The 15,397-nt window shown below is 73.3% G+C and carries 16 protein-coding genes and 1 tRNA gene; 6 read left to right on the top strand and 11 right to left on the bottom strand.

The window, feature by feature from the left end:
• From JSQ78_RS11940 to JSQ78_RS11930, 3 genes are read left to right on the top strand one after another with little or no spacing between them, the layout of a single operon-like run.
• Positions 1-243 carry a type II toxin-antitoxin system Phd/YefM family antitoxin gene (locus JSQ78_RS11940; RefSeq protein WP_211447837.1) on the top strand — a complete coding sequence of 81 codons (243 nt, stop codon included), beginning with the start codon at positions 1-3 and terminating at the stop codon, positions 241-243.
• Positions 240-626 (top strand): type II toxin-antitoxin system VapC family toxin, encoded by a 387-nt coding sequence (locus tag JSQ78_RS11935; protein ID WP_211447835.1) that lies wholly within the window; start codon positions 240-242, stop codon positions 624-626. Before JSQ78_RS11940 ends, JSQ78_RS11935 begins: the two co-directional genes overlap by 4 nt.
• Positions 627-670: 44 nt before the next feature.
• Positions 671-877 (top strand): VOC family protein, encoded by a 207-nt coding sequence (locus JSQ78_RS11930; protein ID WP_249295677.1) that lies wholly within the window; start codon positions 671-673, stop codon positions 875-877.
• 48 nt (positions 878-925) lie between these two features.
• Here JSQ78_RS11930 and JSQ78_RS11925 read toward each other — a convergent pair.
• Positions 926-1,001: transfer RNA gene (locus JSQ78_RS11925), tRNA-Thr, on the bottom strand.
• 90 nt (positions 1,002-1,091) lie between these two features.
• On the opposite strand from JSQ78_RS11925, the gene JSQ78_RS11920 reads away from it, so the two are divergent.
• Complete coding sequence (locus JSQ78_RS11920) at positions 1,092-3,509, top strand: phosphoketolase family protein (RefSeq protein ID WP_211447834.1); 2,418 nt, start codon at positions 1,092-1,094, stop codon at positions 3,507-3,509.
• Between the two features lie 21 nt (positions 3,510-3,530).
• On the opposite strand, the gene JSQ78_RS11915 is transcribed toward JSQ78_RS11920, so the two are convergent.
• Positions 3,531-5,240: an HNH endonuclease signature motif containing protein gene (locus tag JSQ78_RS11915; protein WP_211447832.1), complete on the bottom strand. Its 1,710-nt coding sequence runs from the start codon at positions 5,238-5,240 to the stop codon at positions 3,531-3,533.
• A gap of 149 nt (positions 5,241-5,389) precedes the next feature.
• A complete protein-coding gene (locus JSQ78_RS11910) occupies positions 5,390-6,961 on the bottom strand; it encodes an alpha/beta hydrolase (protein WP_211447830.1) in 1,572 nt (523 codons plus the stop codon).
• 205 nt (positions 6,962-7,166) lie between these two features.
• On the opposite strand from JSQ78_RS11910, the gene JSQ78_RS11905 reads away from it, so the two are divergent.
• Positions 7,167-7,556, top strand: a complete 390-nt coding sequence (locus tag JSQ78_RS11905) for a hypothetical protein (RefSeq protein WP_211447828.1) — start codon at positions 7,167-7,169, stop codon at positions 7,554-7,556.
• Between the two features lie 22 nt (positions 7,557-7,578).
• Here JSQ78_RS11905 and JSQ78_RS11900 read toward each other — a convergent pair whose 3' ends face one another.
• The 4 genes from JSQ78_RS11900 to JSQ78_RS11885 all read right to left on the bottom strand — a co-directional run bounded on the left by JSQ78_RS11900 (position 7,579) and on the right by JSQ78_RS11885 (position 12,594).
• Positions 7,579-8,739 carry a DNA polymerase III subunit delta' gene (locus JSQ78_RS11900; RefSeq protein ID WP_211447826.1) on the bottom strand — a complete coding sequence of 387 codons (1,161 nt, stop codon included), beginning with the start codon at positions 8,737-8,739 and terminating at the stop codon, positions 7,579-7,581.
• Between the two features lie 19 nt (positions 8,740-8,758).
• Positions 8,759-9,391, bottom strand: a complete 633-nt coding sequence (gene tmk / locus JSQ78_RS11895) for a dTMP kinase (RefSeq protein ID WP_211447824.1) — start codon at positions 9,389-9,391, stop codon at positions 8,759-8,761.
• A complete protein-coding gene (gene topA, locus JSQ78_RS11890; protein ID WP_502756152.1) occupies positions 9,388-12,105 on the bottom strand; it encodes a type I DNA topoisomerase in 2,718 nt (905 codons plus the stop codon). The genes tmk and topA overlap by 4 nt, the downstream gene beginning before the upstream one ends.
• A gap of 81 nt (positions 12,106-12,186) precedes the next feature.
• Complete coding sequence (locus tag JSQ78_RS11885) at positions 12,187-12,594, bottom strand: Rv3654c family TadE-like protein (RefSeq protein WP_249295676.1); 408 nt, start codon at positions 12,592-12,594, stop codon at positions 12,187-12,189.
• A gap of 17 nt (positions 12,595-12,611) precedes the next feature.
• On the opposite strand from JSQ78_RS11885, the gene JSQ78_RS11880 reads away from it, so the two are divergent.
• Complete coding sequence (locus JSQ78_RS11880) at positions 12,612-12,917, top strand: hypothetical protein (protein WP_211450666.1); 306 nt, start codon at positions 12,612-12,614, stop codon at positions 12,915-12,917.
• On the opposite strand, the gene JSQ78_RS11875 is transcribed toward JSQ78_RS11880, so the two are convergent.
• From JSQ78_RS11875 to JSQ78_RS11865, 4 genes are all read right to left on the bottom strand, one after another.
• Complete coding sequence (locus JSQ78_RS11875) at positions 12,904-13,077, bottom strand: DUF4244 domain-containing protein (RefSeq protein ID WP_084154863.1); 174 nt, start codon at positions 13,075-13,077, stop codon at positions 12,904-12,906. The two genes, JSQ78_RS11880 and JSQ78_RS11875, sit on opposite strands and share 14 nt — an antisense overlap.
• Positions 13,078-13,174: 97 nt before the next feature.
• Positions 13,175-13,303: a hypothetical protein gene (locus JSQ78_RS14035; RefSeq protein WP_283245022.1), complete on the bottom strand. Its 129-nt coding sequence runs from the start codon at positions 13,301-13,303 to the stop codon at positions 13,175-13,177.
• Between the two features lie 29 nt (positions 13,304-13,332).
• The gene (locus tag JSQ78_RS11870; protein WP_211447819.1) at positions 13,333-14,166 is read right to left on the bottom strand and encodes a type II secretion system F family protein; all 834 of its coding nucleotides are present in this window, start codon (positions 14,164-14,166) and stop codon (positions 13,333-13,335) included.
• Positions 14,163-15,167: a TadA family conjugal transfer-associated ATPase gene (locus JSQ78_RS11865; protein ID WP_502756125.1), complete on the bottom strand. Its 1,005-nt coding sequence runs from the start codon at positions 15,165-15,167 to the stop codon at positions 14,163-14,165. Before JSQ78_RS11865 ends, JSQ78_RS11870 begins: the two co-directional genes overlap by 4 nt.
• Positions 15,168-15,397 lie beyond the last annotated feature (230 nt).

The following is a 15,397-nucleotide window of genomic DNA, read 5'->3' as shown; positions in this document are numbered from 1 at the left end:
ATGGAATCGATCGGCCACCGCGAGATGCGCAACCGCAGCAGCGAAGTGCTGCGAGCAGTGGCCGCCGGCGAGTCCTTCACCATCACGAACCACGGGACCGCAGTCGCACGACTCGTCCCTGTGGAGCGCGTCCCGACCGATCTGCCGATCGCCTCTCGGCGCGGCGGCTTCGCTGCGCTGCGTCGACACCTGATCGCTGGGCGCCCCGCCGACGACCTCGAGGATCTGCGGGGCGAGCGGTGACACTCCCGTACCTCGACACCTCCGCTGCAGCCAAGCTGCTCATCGAGGAGTCCGAGTCGGCCGCGCTCGCGGAATGGGCGGACGACGCGTCGGTCGAGCTCGTCGCCACGCTCCTGCTCGAGACCGAGCTGCGTCGGCTCGCGGTCCGGCGCGACCTGCCTCAACTGGCCGTCTCGTCGATCCTGGACGGGGTATCGCTCTACGAGCCGTCCGCCAGCCTCTACCGCGAGGCAGGCATCCTGCCGGGAGCGACGCTGCGCTCGCTCGGTGCTCTGCACCTGGCCGGCGCGCTGCGGCTCGGCGTCGACGCGATGGCGACGTACGACGATCGGCTCGCAGACGCCGCGCGGTCCATCGGTCTCGCAGTGGTCGCCCCGTCCTGACGCGTCGTTCCGCCCGGCGATCGCCGCCACGATCGTGACCGGTCGTGAAGCACCGCATGCACATGTGCCTGCGCCCCGTCGGCACGACGTGCGACGCGGAGGTCGAGCGCATCGTCGGGCTCGGCGCGAGCATCGTCGACGACCGGCGCAGACTCGAGGACGGCGGATGGGTCGTGCCGGCCGACCCGGAGCGGAACGAGTTCCGCGTGCTCGGGACGCCCGCCGAGGAGGCAGGCATCGCGCGCGCCTAGCCGATGGGCAGAGACGGCGAAGGCCCCGCTGTCGCGGGGCCTTCGTGCTGGTGCCGCCTCGGAGAATCGAACTCCGGACCTATTCATTACGAGTGAATCGCTCTGCCGACTGAGCTAAGGCGGCGTGCCGAGGCACGATCAACGATACTACCGCATGCCCAGAGCCCCCGGCGAACGCTTGACCGGCCCGCGCTCGCTCCCCCAGGCTCGACGCATGACGGCGACCGCGTGGCAGCTCCGACGGGCCGAGCCCACCGCATCCGACCTCGAGCAGGTCGACGCGTGGTGGCGCGCGGCGAACTACCTGAGCGTCGGGCAGATCTACCTGCTCGCGAATCCGCTGCTGCGCGAGCCGCTCGAGCGCGAGCACCTCAAGCCGCGGCTGCTCGGCCACTGGGGCACGACGCCGGGCCTCACGTTCGTGCAGGCGCACCTCAACCGCGTCATCCGCGAGCGCCGCCAGCGCACGCTCTTCGTCACCGGCCCCGGTCACGGCGGCCCGGGGGTCGTCGCAGCCACCTACCTGGAGGGCGTCTACAGCGAGCGCTACCCCGACGTGAGCCTCGACGCAGGCGGCATGCAGCGGCTCTTCCGGCAGTTCTCGTTCCCCGGAGGCATCCCGAGCCACGCGGCGCCCGAGACCCCTGGCTCGATCAACGAGGGTGGAGAGCTCGGCTACTCGCTCGCGCACGCCTACGGCGCGGCGTTCGACGATCCTGACCTGCTCGTCGCGTGCGTCATCGGCGACGGCGAGGCCGAGACGGGGCCGCTCGCCGCGTCGTGGCACAGCAACAAGCTGCTGAACCCCGCCGCCGACGGCGCCGTGCTGCCGATCCTGCACCTCAACGGCTACAAGATCGCGAACCCGACGCTGCTCGCCCGCATCCCCGAGGATGAGCTCGTCGCGCTCATGCGCGGCTACGGGCACGAGCCGCTCGTCGTCGAGGTCGGCGCCGACGGTGAGCCGCCCCGCGAGGCGCACGCGCGCTTCGCCGCGGTGCTCGACGACGCGCTCGACCGGATCGCGACGATCAAGGCGGATGCGGCGGCGGGCCGCCTCGCCGCTCGCCCGGCCTGGCCGATGATCGTGCTGCGCAGCCCCAAGGGATGGACCGGGCCGCGCGAGGTCGACGGCACCCGGGTCGAGGGCACGTGGCGCGCCCATCAGGTGCCACTCTCCGGCGTGCGCGACGATGACGCGCACCGGGAGCTGCTCGCCGAGTGGCTGCGCTCCTACCGCCCGGACGAGCTGTTCGACGACCGCGGCGCGCCCGTGCCGCTCGTGGCGAGCCACGCCCCGGAGGGCGAGCTGCGGATGGGCGCGATCCCGGTCGCGAACGGCGGCGAGGTGCGCGAGCCGCTGCGGCTCACCGACTTCCGCGACCACGCCGTCGAGGTGCGCGCAGACGCGCGCGGCGCGGAGGACGCCGAGGCGACCGCGATCCTCGGCGCCTGGCTCGCCGAGGTCATCCGCGACAACCCCGAGACGTTCCGCATCTTCGGGCCGGACGAGACCGCATCCAATCGCCTCGCGCCGAACGTCTACGCCTCGACCGACCGGCAGTGGAACGCCGAGACGCTGCCCGGCGACGAGCACCTCGCGCCGACCGGTCGGGTGATGGAGGTGCTGAGCGAGCACCTCTGCCAGGGCTGGCTCGAGGGCTACCTGCTCACCGGCCGCCACGGGCTGTTCAATACCTACGAGGCGTTCGCGCACATCGTCGACTCGATGGTCGGCCAGCACGCGAAGTGGCTCGAGTCGGCCGCGCGGGTGCCGTGGCGCGAGCCGATCGCGAGCCTCAACACCTTGCTCTCGAGCCACGTGTGGCGGCAGGACCACAACGGCTTCAGCCACCAGGACCCGGGCTTCATCGACGTCGCGCTCAACAAGAGCCCGGAGGTCGTGCGCGTCTACCTGCCGTTCGACGCGAACACCCTGCTCTCGACTGCCGACCACTGCTTGCGCTCGACCGGCTACGTCAACGTCGTCGTCGCGGGCAAGCAGCCGGCGCCGCAGTGGCTCTCGATGGCTGAGGCGACCGCGCACTGCGAGCGCGGGCTCGGCGTGCTGCCGTGGGCGGGCACCGAGATGGCGGATCGGGCCCCGGATGCCGTGCTCGCGGCCGCGGGCGACGTCCCGACGCTCGAGGTGCTCGCCGCCGCGTCGCTGCTGCGCGAGCGCGTGCCCGAGCTGTCGCTGCGGGTCGTGAACGTCGTCGACCTCACCCGCCTGCAGAGCGAGGGGCAGCATCCGCACGGATTGCCCGACGCCGACTTCGACGCGATCTTCACGCGCGACCGGCCGGTGGTCTTCGCGTACCACGGCTACCCGTGGCTCATCCACCGGCTGACCTACAAGCGCGCGGTGCACGACGACCTGCACGTGCGCGGCTACGTCGAGCGCGGCACGACCACGACGCCGTTCGACATGGTGATGCTCAACGACCTCGACCGCTACCGGCTCGCGATGGACGTCGTCGAGCGCGTGCCGGGCCTGGCAGAGTCGTGCGCGGACGTGCTCGAGGAGTGGGCGGATGCGCGCGCTCGCGCCCGTGCATACACGCGCGAGCACGGCGTCGACATCCCCGAGGTCGCCGACTGGCTGTGGCAGGGCGGCGGGCCGGCTGAGTAGGGCCGCCGGGCCGCCCGCTGCTCAGCGCCGCAGCACGATCCTCGGCCTCGGCAGCAGATCGGCGCGTGCGGGATGCTGGCGAGCACGGCCGTGCCGCTCGAGCAGTGCGCGGAGCCGCCGCTCGGTCACGATGCTCGGCTGCCGGTGTCGCCGGGGTCGGCGAACGGACGGCTCGACCACTCCGACGGGGGCCGGCTCGTCGGATGCGGCGGTGACCGCGCGGCGGAGCTCCACGCCGTGCTCGTGCATCTCGGGGAGCCGCACGGCGAGCGAGGGCGGCGCGGTCGCCGCGAGGAGCCACGGACCATCGGTGCCGATCCCAGGCTCCGGCTCGACGGTACCCGTCATCCCGAGGACGGCGGTGCGGGTGCGGGCGGGCTGGAGCTCGGCGACGATGCGCCATTGGCCCGGCCCCGGTCCGGCCTTCTCGACGCGCAACCGGCCGGCGTGGATCTCGTGGTGGTGAAAGCTGCAGACGAGGATGCCGTTGTCGATGTCGGTCTTGCCGCCGAGCTGCCAGGGCACGATGTGGTGCGCTTCGCACCAGGCGGCCGGCATGCCGCAGCCGCGCACGCGGCAGCCCTTGTCGCGCTTGGCGAGCGCGCGCCGCTGCGCGCGGTTGAAGATGCGCTTGGTGCGGCCGAGCCACAGCGGGTGGCCGTGCTTGTCGACGATCAGCTGCTCGATGGCGGCGTGGCACAGGAGCTGGTCGACACCCTCGATCGGCACCAGGCAGCGGGTGTGCTCGATCGTGAGGGTCCGCTCGGGGTGGGACAGGCCCCGCACGTGGGCGTCGTACGCGTCGATGGTGCCGACGAAGGTGAGCACGGGCGGCTCGCCGCCGGCGAGCGGCGCGTCGCCGGAGCCGGCGTGCGCGGTGACCATGGCGATGAACGCGTCGTGCATCTTCTGCTCGGGCGTGCGGTCGTCGAGCGAGGCCTCGCCGTCGCAGGCCTTGCCGTCGCAGCCGCCGCTGGCGCACTTGTCGTCGTGGAAGACGACCTTCACGCGCGGGCCGCCCCACGCATCCGCCAGCGCCTTGAGCTTCGAACCCTCCTCGGCGGGCGAGCGCATGGTCGTCAGCCACGACCCGTCGGGCTGCTGCCGGATGCGCAAGTACCGCATCGCCCGCTGCCGCTCATCGTTGGGCAGCACCCCGTCCGGATCCAGCAGCGCCACGCAGCGGCGGGCGAGCACGGTCAGCTGCTCGGGTGGCCTCGGCATGTTCGGGTCGGTCGCGTGGCCGACGAGCGACTGCTCCGCGGCGGCGAGTTGCTCGACGTCCGCGCGCGGCGCCGCGGGCTCCAGGCCCGTGACGATCGCCTGCGCTTGCGCGAACGAGATCTCGCCCTCGGCGAGCGCGCGCGCGACCGCGGGGTACTTCGCGGGGATGGTGGCGCCGGTGAGCCCGATCGACGGGGACGTCGCGCGAGCCATGACCAACAGGTCGAGCGCGCGGCCCGGGCGCATGCCGAACGCCCGCCCGATCGCTTCCTTCGCGTGCCGGGCGCCCAGCAGCAGGCACAGCGGCTCGTCGGTCGCGCCCTGCGAGCGCTCCTCGACCTCGTGCGCGAGCCGCACCTGCAGAGCCTCAGCGACGCGGGTCAGCTCGGCGACGCAGCCGAGGATCTCGACCGTCTCACCGTTGGATGCTCGAGCGAACGAGTCGGCATCCGCGAGCAGCGCGCGAGCGGCCTCGACCGCCGCTCTGGCCTGCTCGGTGCTCGACATCGCTGCCTCCCTTGCGAGGAGGGTAGATGGGGCCTCCCACATCCACTCCCGACCTCGCTCGCGAGCAGACTAGGGGTGACCGCCCATATGCCCCGCCGCACGAGCTACGACGGGGCAGCGCCCGTCACGGTCGACCGCGGAGCGAGCGCTCAGCAGTCGAGATCGGCGGTCGGCGCGACCCCGGTCAGGAAGTACTCGTTCACAGGCCGATCGACGCACGCGTTCGGCATCGGCGCGTAGTACTGCCCGTGGCCCTCGGCGTCGACCGAGATGAGCACGCCCGACTCGAGCATGTCCGCGAGCGCCACGGCTTGCTCGTAGGGCGTCGCCGGGTCGTTGCGACCGCCGATCACGATGATCGGGTCGGCGCCGGGCGCGGTGATCGCGTGCGGCTCGCGCGTCGCCTCGAACGGCCACGCGGCGCAGCTGCTGAGGCCGACGAAGCCGGGCCCGAGCGTCGGCGCGGCCGCCATGACCTCGGCGCCGTTCGCGCGCACCTCGTCGAAGTCCGTCACGGCCGGCGCGTCGAGGCAGTTGACCGACACGAGCGCCTCGTAGGAGTTGTCCTCGAACGTGCCGTCCGGGCGCACGCCGTAGTACGCATCCGCTTCGGCGTACGCGCTCTCACCGCTGCCCGCCATCACGTCGGCGATCACGCCGCGCAGCACCTGCCACTGCAGGTCGCTGTAGAGGTTGGCAGCGATGGCGATGAAGAACGCGCCGGAGCCGAGCTGCCGGCCGTCGGCCACCTCGATCGGGTCGGCGTCGAGCCCGTCGATGAGCGCGCGCGTCTGCTCGAGCGCCTCCTCCTGGGTGCCGGCGAAGGGGCAGTCGCGCTGCTGCAGGCAGTCGGCGACGAAGTTGCCGTACGCGAGCTCGAAGCCCGCGGCCTGGAAGAGCGTGCCTTCGAACTCGGAGCGGTCGGGCGCGACCGCGGCGTCGAGCACCATGCGCCCGACGTTCTCGGGGAAGAGGTCGGCGTAGGTCGAGCCGATGAGCGTGCCGTAGGAGACGCCGAGGTAGTTGAGCCGCTCCTCGCCGAGCAGCGCCCGAATGAGGTCCATGTCGCTCGCGACCTGCTCGGTGCCGACGAACTCGAGGTAGGGGCCGGTGTGCTCGAGGCACGCGTCGGCGAACCACTGCGCCGACTCGAGCTGCAGCTGCAGGTCCTCGTCGCTCAGCGGCTCAGGCGCGGGGCCGTCGGGGAGCCCCCACATCCAGTCGTAGAACTCCTGCGGGTCGTCGTAGCAGGAGATGGGCGTCGAGCCGCCGACCCCGCGGGGGTCGAAGCCGACGAGGTCGTAGTGCTCCCGCACCTGCGGCGGGAGGAGGAAGTCGGCGTACTGCGAGACGTAGTCGACACCGGATGCGCCGGGGCCGCCGGGGTTGTAGAGGATCGCGCCCTTGCGCTCACCGGTCGCGGGGGCGACGACGACCGAGAGCTCGATGTTGCCGTCGACGGAGCCGAACCAGTCCATCGGGGCCGAGATAGTGCCGCACCAGCTGCCGCCGCACGAGGACCAGTCGACGTCCTGCCCGTAGTACTGCTCGAGACCGGGCGCGACGTCCTCGCCGGTCGGCGTCCACTGCGGCGCCGCGACGCTGCTCGGGCCGGTCGGCGGCGCAGCCGCGGGCGGGGCCGGCAGGACGAGGCAGCCGGTGAGCGCGAGGAGCGCGACGGCCGCGACGGCGAGGGCGGCCGGGCCGCGGGAGCGATGCATGCTCCCACGGTATGCGGCGCGGCTATGCGAGCCGCAACAGCGGTGCTGCGGCGCGCGGCCGAGTCGCGTGGAAGGCTCGAGGCTGGCATACGATCGTCTCGATGACCGCGGAGCCGGCTCCGCTGCCGAGGCGATTCCGAGGGTCCCGACCGGCTCGGAAGGACCAACGATGTGCGCGACCGTGATCTGGGCGCTCCGCGCCGAGATGCTCGACGACGCGTTCCGCGCCATGACGCTCGAGCGCCTCGGGGTCGAGCCGCAGCCGACACCGTTCACCGTCGCATCCAAGCGCGTCGGCGCGGATGCGGAGACGTTCACGCTGACGCGCCGCATGTGCGACTGCGACGGCGTCGTCGGGCTCCGTGGCCGCGAGCAGGTGGACGGCGAGACGCCGGCCGCGGCCCTCCTCGACTGGCTCCACGCTCTGCCGGGATCAGCGGCCGAGCTCCGCCGGATCTCCGTGCTGCGCGCTTGGAGCCCGTCGGAGCTCACCGTGGCGCCGAGTCGCTCGCGCGGCGTGCAGCTGACCGACGTCGACGAACGCCTTCTGCGCGGTGTTGAGGACGACATGCTGCTGACCATCGACCTGCGCTGAGGGACGCGCGGTCGCGTCTCGCTCAGCGGCGCTGCGCGGCGCGCGCGGCGCTCACGAGCATCGCCTCGAGCGCGAGCAGCGGCGGCACGTTCGCCTCGATCCGCTCGCGCGCGACGCGGATCTGGTCGAGCACGTCGATGACCGACGCGCGCGCGAGGTAGTCGGCCGCGGCCTCCACGGTCGGCCGCATCGCTTCGTTCACGAGCTCGCGGCCGACGCCGAGCTGGGTGATGAGGATGTCGCGGTAGAGCGAGAGCAGGTCGACGAGGATGCGGTCGACGCCGTCGCGCATGCCGCGCTTCGCGCGCTGCTTCTGCGCGTCCTCCAGCTCCTTGAGCTGCCGTCGCAGCTGCGGCGGCACGGTGCCGCCCGGCTCGACGCCGAGCTGGCGGAGCGCCCCGGCTCGCTCGGCCTCGTCGCGCTCGGCCGAGAGCGCGTCGGCGTCGGCGGTCGCGATCTCGACGTAGCGCGCGGCGGCGAGCACCGCCGACGAGGCGGTCGAGACGCGCATCGCGATCTGCAGGGTCTCGGCACGCCGGGCGCGCGCCTCCTCGCTCGTCGCGAGCCGGCGGGCCATGCCGATGTGGCTCTGCGCCTCGCGCGCGGCGCGCTCGGCGACGCCCGGGTCGACGCGGTCGCGCTCGACGAGCAGCCGCGCGACCTCGACCGGGTCGGGCACCTGCAGGTTGACCGTGCGCACGCGCGAGCGGATCGTCGGCAGCAGGTCGGCCTCGCTCGGTGCGCAGAGGATCCACACCGTCTCGGGCGGCGGCTCCTCGAGCGCCTTCAGCAGCGCGTTCGAGGTGCGCTCGGCCATCCGGTCGGCGTCCTCGACCACGACCACCCGGTAGCGGGCGCTCGAGGGCGCGAGGGAAGCGCGCTGCACGACCGCCCTCGCTTGCGCGATCGTGATGAGCACGCCCTCGGTCGAGAGCGTGACGAGGTCGGGGTGCGTGCGAGCCTCGACGAGCGTCTCGACCTCCGGCTCGATGCCGTCGGGGTCCGAGAGGAGCGCCGCGGCGAAGGCGTACGCGAGGTTCGAGCGACCCGATCCGGGCGGACCGGTGAGCAGCCACGCGTGCGTCATCGCGCCGTGCTCGTCGCCCTCCGCATCGGCCGCGGCGGCGCGGCGCAGCTGCGCGACCGCGTCGGCCTGGCCGACGATCTCGCTCCAGCCCCCCATCGCTCCCCCTGGCTCTCGCTCAGCGCCCGGCAGCGAGCATCCCACGCACGTGCGACATGACGCGCTCGTGCACGGCGTCGGGGCTCCCGGATGCGTCGACGACGGCGAAGCGCGCCGGCTCGGCATCGGCGAGGGCGAGGTAGGCGGCTCGGACGCGCTGCGCGAAGTCGAGGCCCGTCTGCTCGAGCCGGTCGAACGGCGCGTCCTCGCGAGCGGCCATCCGCTCGCGCCCGACGGCGGGATCGAGGTCGAGCAGGACCGTCAGGTGCGGCAGCAGCCCGTCGACCGCCCAGAGCGAGAGGTCGCGGATCTGCCGCCCGTCGAGCTCACGGCCGGCGCCCTGGTAGGCGACGGACGAATCGAGGTAGCGGTCCTGCACGACGACGTCGCCGCGCTCGAGCGCGGGGCGCACGAGCGTCGCGACGTGCTGCGCGCGGTCGGCGGCGTAGAGCAGCGCCTCCGCGCGCGGGGCGACGTGACCGTCGGTGTGCTGCACGAGCCGGCGGATCTCGACGCCGAGCTCGGTGCCGCCGGGCTCGCGCGTGCGCACGACCGAGCGGCCCTCCGCCTCGAGCGCCGCCACGAGCATCCCCGCTTGCGTCGACTTGCCGGAGCCGTCGCCGCCCTCGAGGGTGATGAACGCGCCGGTCACGACTCGGTGGGCTTCTTCGCCGCGGGCTTCTTCGCGGGCGCCTTCTTCGCGGCCGGCTTCTTGGCGGCCGGCTTCTTCGCGGCGGGCTTGCGCGCGGGCTTCTTCGCCGGGCCCTTCTCGCGCTTGAGCTGCAGCAGCTCGATCGCGCGCTCGAAGGTGATGCCCTCGACGTCCTCGCCGCGCGGGATGGTCGCGTTCGTCTCGCCGTCGGTGACGTAGGGCCCGAAGCGGCCGTCGCGCACCTTCACGGGCTTGCCCGAGACCGGGTCGGCGTCGAACTCCTTGAGCGCGCTCGCGGCCTTCCGCGCCCCGTACTTCGGCTGCGCGAAGCGCTCGAGCGCCTGCTCGAGCGTGATCGAGAAGATCTGGTCCTCGTCCTCGAGCGAGCGGGTGTCGGTGCCCTTCGAGAGGAACGGGCCGTAGCGACCCGGGCGGGCCGAGATCTCCTCGCCCGACTCGGGGTCGACGCCCACGACGCGCGGGAGCGAGAGCAACTTGAGCGCCGTCGGCAGGTCGACCGACTCGGGCTCCATCGACTTGAAGAGCGAGGCGCGGCGCGGCTTCGGCGCGGCCTTGCCCTTCTTGGGCGCGACGGGCTTGCCCTCGTCGTCGAGCTCGACCGGCAGCGCCTCCTCGATGTACGGGCCGAAGCGGCCGTTCTTGACGACGACGTCGAGCCCCGTCTCGGGGTGCTGCCCGAGCACGCGGTCCTCCGCGGGCTCGGCCGCGAAGAGCTCCGCCGCCTTCTCGGGCGTGAGCTGGTCGGGCGTGAGGTCCTCGGGGATGTTGGCGCGCTTGACCTCGCCGTCGGGCCCTGTGCCCTCGAGGTAGGGCCCGTACTGGCCGACGCGCAGCGTGACGCCCTCGGCCACCGGGATCGAGTTGACGGCGCGCGCGTCGATGTCGCCGAGGTTCTCGACCGTGCTCTTGAGGCCCGGCCGCTCCTCGCTGCCGAAGTAGAAGCGGCGCAGCCACTCCTGCCGGTCGAGGTCACCGTCGGCGATGCGGTCGAGGTCGGCGAGCATCTCGGCCGTGAAGTCGTAGTCGACGTAGTCGCCGAGGTTGTCCTCGAGCAGCTTGATGGTCGAGAACGCGATCCAGTTCGGCACGAGCGCGCCGCCGCGCTGCGTGACGAAGCCGCGCCGCACGATGGTGTCGATGATCGAGGCGTAGGTCGACGGGCGGCCGATCTCGAGCTCCTCGAGCGCCTTGACGAGGCTCGCCTCGGTGTAGCGCGGCGGGGGCGTCGTGACGTGGTCCTTGCGCTCGAGCTCGACGAGCGAGACGGGGTCGGACTGCTTGACGTCCGGCAGGTTCCCGTCGCCCTCGGCGTCCTCTGCGTAGCGCGAGGCGTCCTTGCCCTCCTCGTAGGCGTGCAGGAAGCCGGGCTCGGTGATGACGGTGCCGGACGCGGTGAACTCGGCGACCCCGCGGCTCGTCTTCTCCGAGGCGATCGTGATGGTCGCGGTCTGACCCGTCGCATCGATCATCTGGCTCGCGACGGTGCGCTTCCAGATGAGCTCGTAGAGGCGGTGCTCGTTCGGGGTGAGGGATGCCTTGACCTCGGCCGGGGTGCGGAAGGCGTCGCCCGAGGGGCGGATCGCCTCGTGCGCCTCCTGCGCCGACTTCGACTTGCCCGAGTAGTGGCGCGCGGCCTGCGGGATCGATCCCTTGCCGTAGAGCGCCGTCGCCTGCTCGCGCGCCGCCTTGATCGCCTGCGCCGAGAGCGAGGGCGAGTCGGTGCGCATGTAGGTGATGTAGCCCTGCTCGTACAGCGACTGCGCGACCGACATCGTCTGCTTCGCCGAGAGCTTGAGCTTGCGGCCGGCCTCCTGCTGGAGGGTCGAGGTCGTGAAGGGCGCCGAGGGGCGACGGCGGTAGGGCTTCGACTCGACGCTCGCGACCTGGAAGGCGGCCCGCTCGAGCTCGCTCGCGAGCGACTCGGCGGCCTCCTGGTCGAGGATCGTGCGGACGCCCTTGATCTGGCCGCGGTCGTCGAAGTCGCTGCCGGTCGCGACGCGCGCGCCGTCGAGCCGTACGAGCCGGGCGCCGAAGCGCGATCCCTGCGTCGTCGACTGAGGGGCTTCGAACTGCGCCGCGAGGCTCCAGTAGGCGGCGGGCACGAACGCCATGCGCTCGCGCTCGCGATCGACGATGAGGCGCGCGGTCGGCGACTGCACGCGACCGGCCGACAGGCCCTGCCGCACCTTGCGCCACAGCACGGGGCTCACCTCGTAGCCGTAGAGCCGGTCGAGGATGCGGCGCGTCTCCTGCGCGTCGACGAGCGGCATGTTGAGCTCGCGCATCTGGTCCTTGGCCTGCTCGATCGCGTCCTTGGTGATCTCGTGGAACACCATTCGCTTCACCGGCACCTTGGGCTTGAGCACCTCGAGCAGATGCCACGCGATGGCCTCGCCCTCGCGGTCCTCATCCGTCGCGAGGATGAGCTCGTCGGCGTCCTTGAGCGCCTTCTTGAGCTCGGAGACGGTCTTCTTCTTCTCGTCGCTCACGACGTAGTAGGGCGCGAAGCCGTTGTCGACGTCGACGGCGAACTTGCCGAAGGCGCCCTTCTTGAGGTCGGCGGGCAGGTCTCGGGGGCTCACGAGGTCGCGGATGTGGCCGACGGAGGCCAGCACCTGGTAGCCCTCGCCGAGGTACCGCTCGATCGTCTTTCCCTTCGCCGGGGACTCGACGATGACGAGCTTCTTGCCCATGCTCACGCTCACTGCTCTATAGGTAGGGGGATCGATCCGAGAGGATCACCTCGACACAATACACATGGAGTCATTGCGCTCTCACGGCGGCGGACCGGCCCGAGCTGTGGCGGATGCGTGCCACGGACCGACCGGGATCACGGCCGTCACGCTCGCCTCGAGACCGCGCAGCGAGCATCGCTCGAGCCGTGCGCCGCTCGTTCCCACGACCGCTTGCGCGAGCCCGCACGGCGCGCCGTCGGCGTAGCCGGAGAGCGCATCCGCGGCCGCGAGCGCGCCGGCGTCGGCCGCCGCGGCCGCCCGCGCTTGCGCGATGGATGCGGTGCCCGCGCCCACGACGAGCATCCCGAGCAGCAGCGCCACCATCGCGATCGCCAGCGCGAGCACGGCGCCGCTCCCCCGCTCGTCGCCCCACTCCCCCTCCCGGTGGTCGAGTCGTCCCCGCGCCCGTTCGTCGAGCAGGCCCGAAGGGCCATGTCGAGACGCCACCGCTACCGCCCTGCACCGTGCGCGCAGCTCCGCGCGACGAGCGTCAGGGCTCCCCCGAGCGCAGGCTGCTGGAGCACGGCGCATACGAGTTCGCCCTCCCCCTCGAGCTGCAGCGCTGCCCCGCCGGCGTAGGCCGCAGGATCGTCGCCTCGTCCCGCCGCCCTCGCCGCGGCACCCGCCGACTGCTCGAGCCCGACCTGCGTCGCCGCCGCGGCGACGGCAGCGACCGCGAGTCCGATGGCCAGCACTGCCGCCGGGAGCGCCGCGGCGAGCTCGGCCGTGACCGCGCCGAGCTCGCCGCGCCGCGCGCTACTGCACGGTGAGCGCACGCTGGACCATGTCGGTCAGCACCGCTCGCACCTCGTCGGAGCGCAGGATCACCACCAGCAGCCCCGCGAACCCGACCGCGGCCATCGTGGCGATGACGTACTCGGCGGTCGCCGCGCCGTCCTCCTCGTGCACGAGCCTCTCGAGCATCCGCATGCTCGCCTCCTTCCCTCAGGAGGCCAAGGGTGCGGCAGGAGCCGGTGAGCGCGAGCGGCGCGCGGGCGCGCCTGTGGAGAGCGCCGAGCCGAAGTGCTCAGCGCTCGAGCGAGCGCTCGTCCGAGGGACCGATGTCGTCCGTCGCGACCATGGGGTGCGGAGCACCGGCGGAGCTCGCGAAGAGCGCAGCGATCCAGTTGACGACGGCGTTCCAGGCGTTGCGCACGACCCGAACGTAGCCGACGCGGCCGGCGCTCACCCGAGCGGCGCGAGCGCCCCGTCGAGCATCGAGACCACGAGCGGCACGATGACGAGCAGCGTGAAGGCGGGCAGCACGCACGCGCCGAGCGGCAGCGCGAGCTGCACCGCCGCGCGCTGCGCACGCGCCTCGCCGTCGAGCCGCGCCCGCGTGCGGGCCGCGGTCGCCTCGGCGAGCAGCAGTCCGCGCACCGGCACCCCGGCGCGCTCGGCGAGCGCGAGCGTCGCGTCGACGTCGTCCCAGCCGCTCGCCTCGAGCCGCGCGTCCCGCAGCGCTCGAGCGGCGCTCGACCGAGCGCGATCGGAGGCGCCACCGCCCGCGAGCGCCACCGCGACGAGGTCGAGCGCGAGCCCGGGCGCTGGATCGCCGTGCGCGGCGCGACGCACGATCGCCCGCGACCATCCCCACGCTCCGACCATGAGCAGCCCGCCGGCGGCGACCGACCAAGAACCGACCCCGCCACCGGTCGCGGCGCCCAGCACGTCGAGCCCGAGCGCGAGCCCGAAGCCGAGCCCGACGACCGGCAGCAGCATGACGAGCCGCGCGGTCGCGCGCGGCCCCGCGAGCGCCGCCTCGAGCGCGCGACGCTGCGCCGCCTGCTCGCGCAGCAGTCCAGCGAGCCGCTCGAGCGTCGGTGCCATCGGTGCGCCCGACTCGCCGGCGACGGCGAGCACCGCGCGCACGAGCGCGCCGGACCGCGCATCGAGCGCCGACGCATCCGTGCCGAGCTCCGTCCACGCACGCGCGAGCGGCAAGCCGCCCGCCACGAGCGCGGCGAGCCGGTGCACGGTCGTGGCGGTCTCGTCGAGCCCGGCGGCCTCGCCGCTCATCGCTCGCGCACCACGAGCCGCTCACCGTCGAGCGCGAGCTCCCCGATCGCGTCGACCCCGCGGCGCCCCCGCGCGTCGCGCGCGACGTGCAGCACCGCGTCGAGCGCGCTCACCGCCTGTCGTGCGAGCGCCGGCGGCGAGAGCCCCGCGAGCGCGCCGAGCGCCTCGAGCCGCGCGGGGACGTCGTCGAGCGAGTTGGCGTGCAGGGTGCCCGCGCCGCCGTCGTGCCCGGTGTTGAGCGCCGAGAGCAGCTCGCGCACCTCCGCGCCGCGGCACTCGCCCAGCACGAGCCGATCGGGCCGCATCCGCAGCGCCTCGCGCACGAGCTGCTCGAGGCCGATCGCGCCGGCGCCCTCGGCGTTCGCCTGCCGTGCCTCGAGCGCGACGACGTGCGGGTGGCGGATGCGCAGCTCGGCGACGTCCTCGATCGTCACGATGCGCTCGGCCGGCGAGGCGCTCGAGAGCATCGCGCCGAGCAGCGTCGTCTTGCCCGAGCCCGCCGCACCCGTCACGAGCACGTTCGCGCGGCGCTCGACGAGCTCGCGCACCCGATCGAGCGGCACGGCCGCGAAGCAGCCGCTCGCATCGAGCTCGTCGAGCGAGAGCGGCTGCACTCTCGGCAGCCGGATCGAGAGCTGCGCGCCGGCCACCGCGATCGGCGGCAGCACGGCGTGCACGCGGATGCCGTCGTGCAGTCGCACGTCGACGCACGGCGTCGCCTCGTCGACGTGCCGGCCGCCCGCCGCGACGAGGGCGACCGCGAGTGCCCGTGCCCGCTCCGGCGCGAGCCGCAGCGGCGCGCGCTCAGCGCCCGCGCCGCGGTCGACCCACACCTGCCCGCCGGTGACGAACACATCCGTCACCGCCGCCTCCGCCACGAGCGGTGCGAGCTCGGCGAACTCGCGCAGCGGCGCGCCGGCCGCGCTCGTCCGCGCCGGCCCCACGTCGCCCGCGCGCTGAGCACCGGCGACGAAGGGGACGCCCCGCGATCGAGCCTGCACGAGAGCGCACGGTAGCCGCGCGACCGCGACCCCGCCGGCCCGACGCATCCGCCTGTGGAGGACGAGCGAGGCGGCGCCCACCGGGGGGAGGAGGGCGCCGCCGCAGGGGGACGAATGGGGGCTTCGTCGGTCACCTGCTCGCGTCGGCAGGGCCGACGACGCAATGCTAGGCACGCAATCATGCGCAACCGGGAGCAACACGGCGGCGCGCGCATCGGCGCGTGCATAGA

The organism is Agrococcus sp. Marseille-Q4369, assembly GCF_018308945.1.
GTDB lineage: Bacteria > Actinomycetota > Actinomycetes > Actinomycetales > Microbacteriaceae > Agrococcus.
This window is presented reverse-complemented; position numbering and strand designations above follow the sequence as displayed.

Bases quoted from the DNA above. Each gene is read 5' to 3' on its own strand.
- JSQ78_RS11940 (WP_211447837.1), top strand. From the start codon at position 1: ATGGAATCGATCGGCCACCGCGAGATGCGCAACCGCAGCAGCGAAGTG.
- JSQ78_RS11900 (WP_211447826.1), bottom strand. From the start codon at position 8,739: ATGGGGGGCTGGAGCGAGATCGTCGGCCAGGCCGACGCGGTCGCGCAG.
- JSQ78_RS11870 (WP_211447819.1), bottom strand. From the start codon at position 14,166: ATGAGCGGCGAGGCCGCCGGGCTCGACGAGACCGCCACGACCGTGCAC.
- JSQ78_RS11910 (WP_211447830.1), bottom strand. From the start codon at position 6,961: ATGCATCGCTCCCGCGGCCCGGCCGCCCTCGCCGTCGCGGCCGTCGCG.
- JSQ78_RS11875 (WP_084154863.1), bottom strand. From the start codon at position 13,077: ATGCGGATGCTCGAGAGGCTCGTGCACGAGGAGGACGGCGCGGCGACC.
- topA (WP_502756152.1), bottom strand. From the start codon at position 12,105: ATGGGCAAGAAGCTCGTCATCGTCGAGTCCCCGGCGAAGGGAAAGACG.
- JSQ78_RS11915 (WP_211447832.1), bottom strand. From the start codon at position 5,240: ATGTCGAGCACCGAGCAGGCCAGAGCGGCGGTCGAGGCCGCTCGCGCG.
- JSQ78_RS11905 (WP_211447828.1), top strand. From the start codon at position 7,167: ATGCTCGACGACGCGTTCCGCGCCATGACGCTCGAGCGCCTCGGGGTC.
- JSQ78_RS11920 (WP_211447834.1), top strand. From the start codon at position 1,092: ATGACGGCGACCGCGTGGCAGCTCCGACGGGCCGAGCCCACCGCATCC.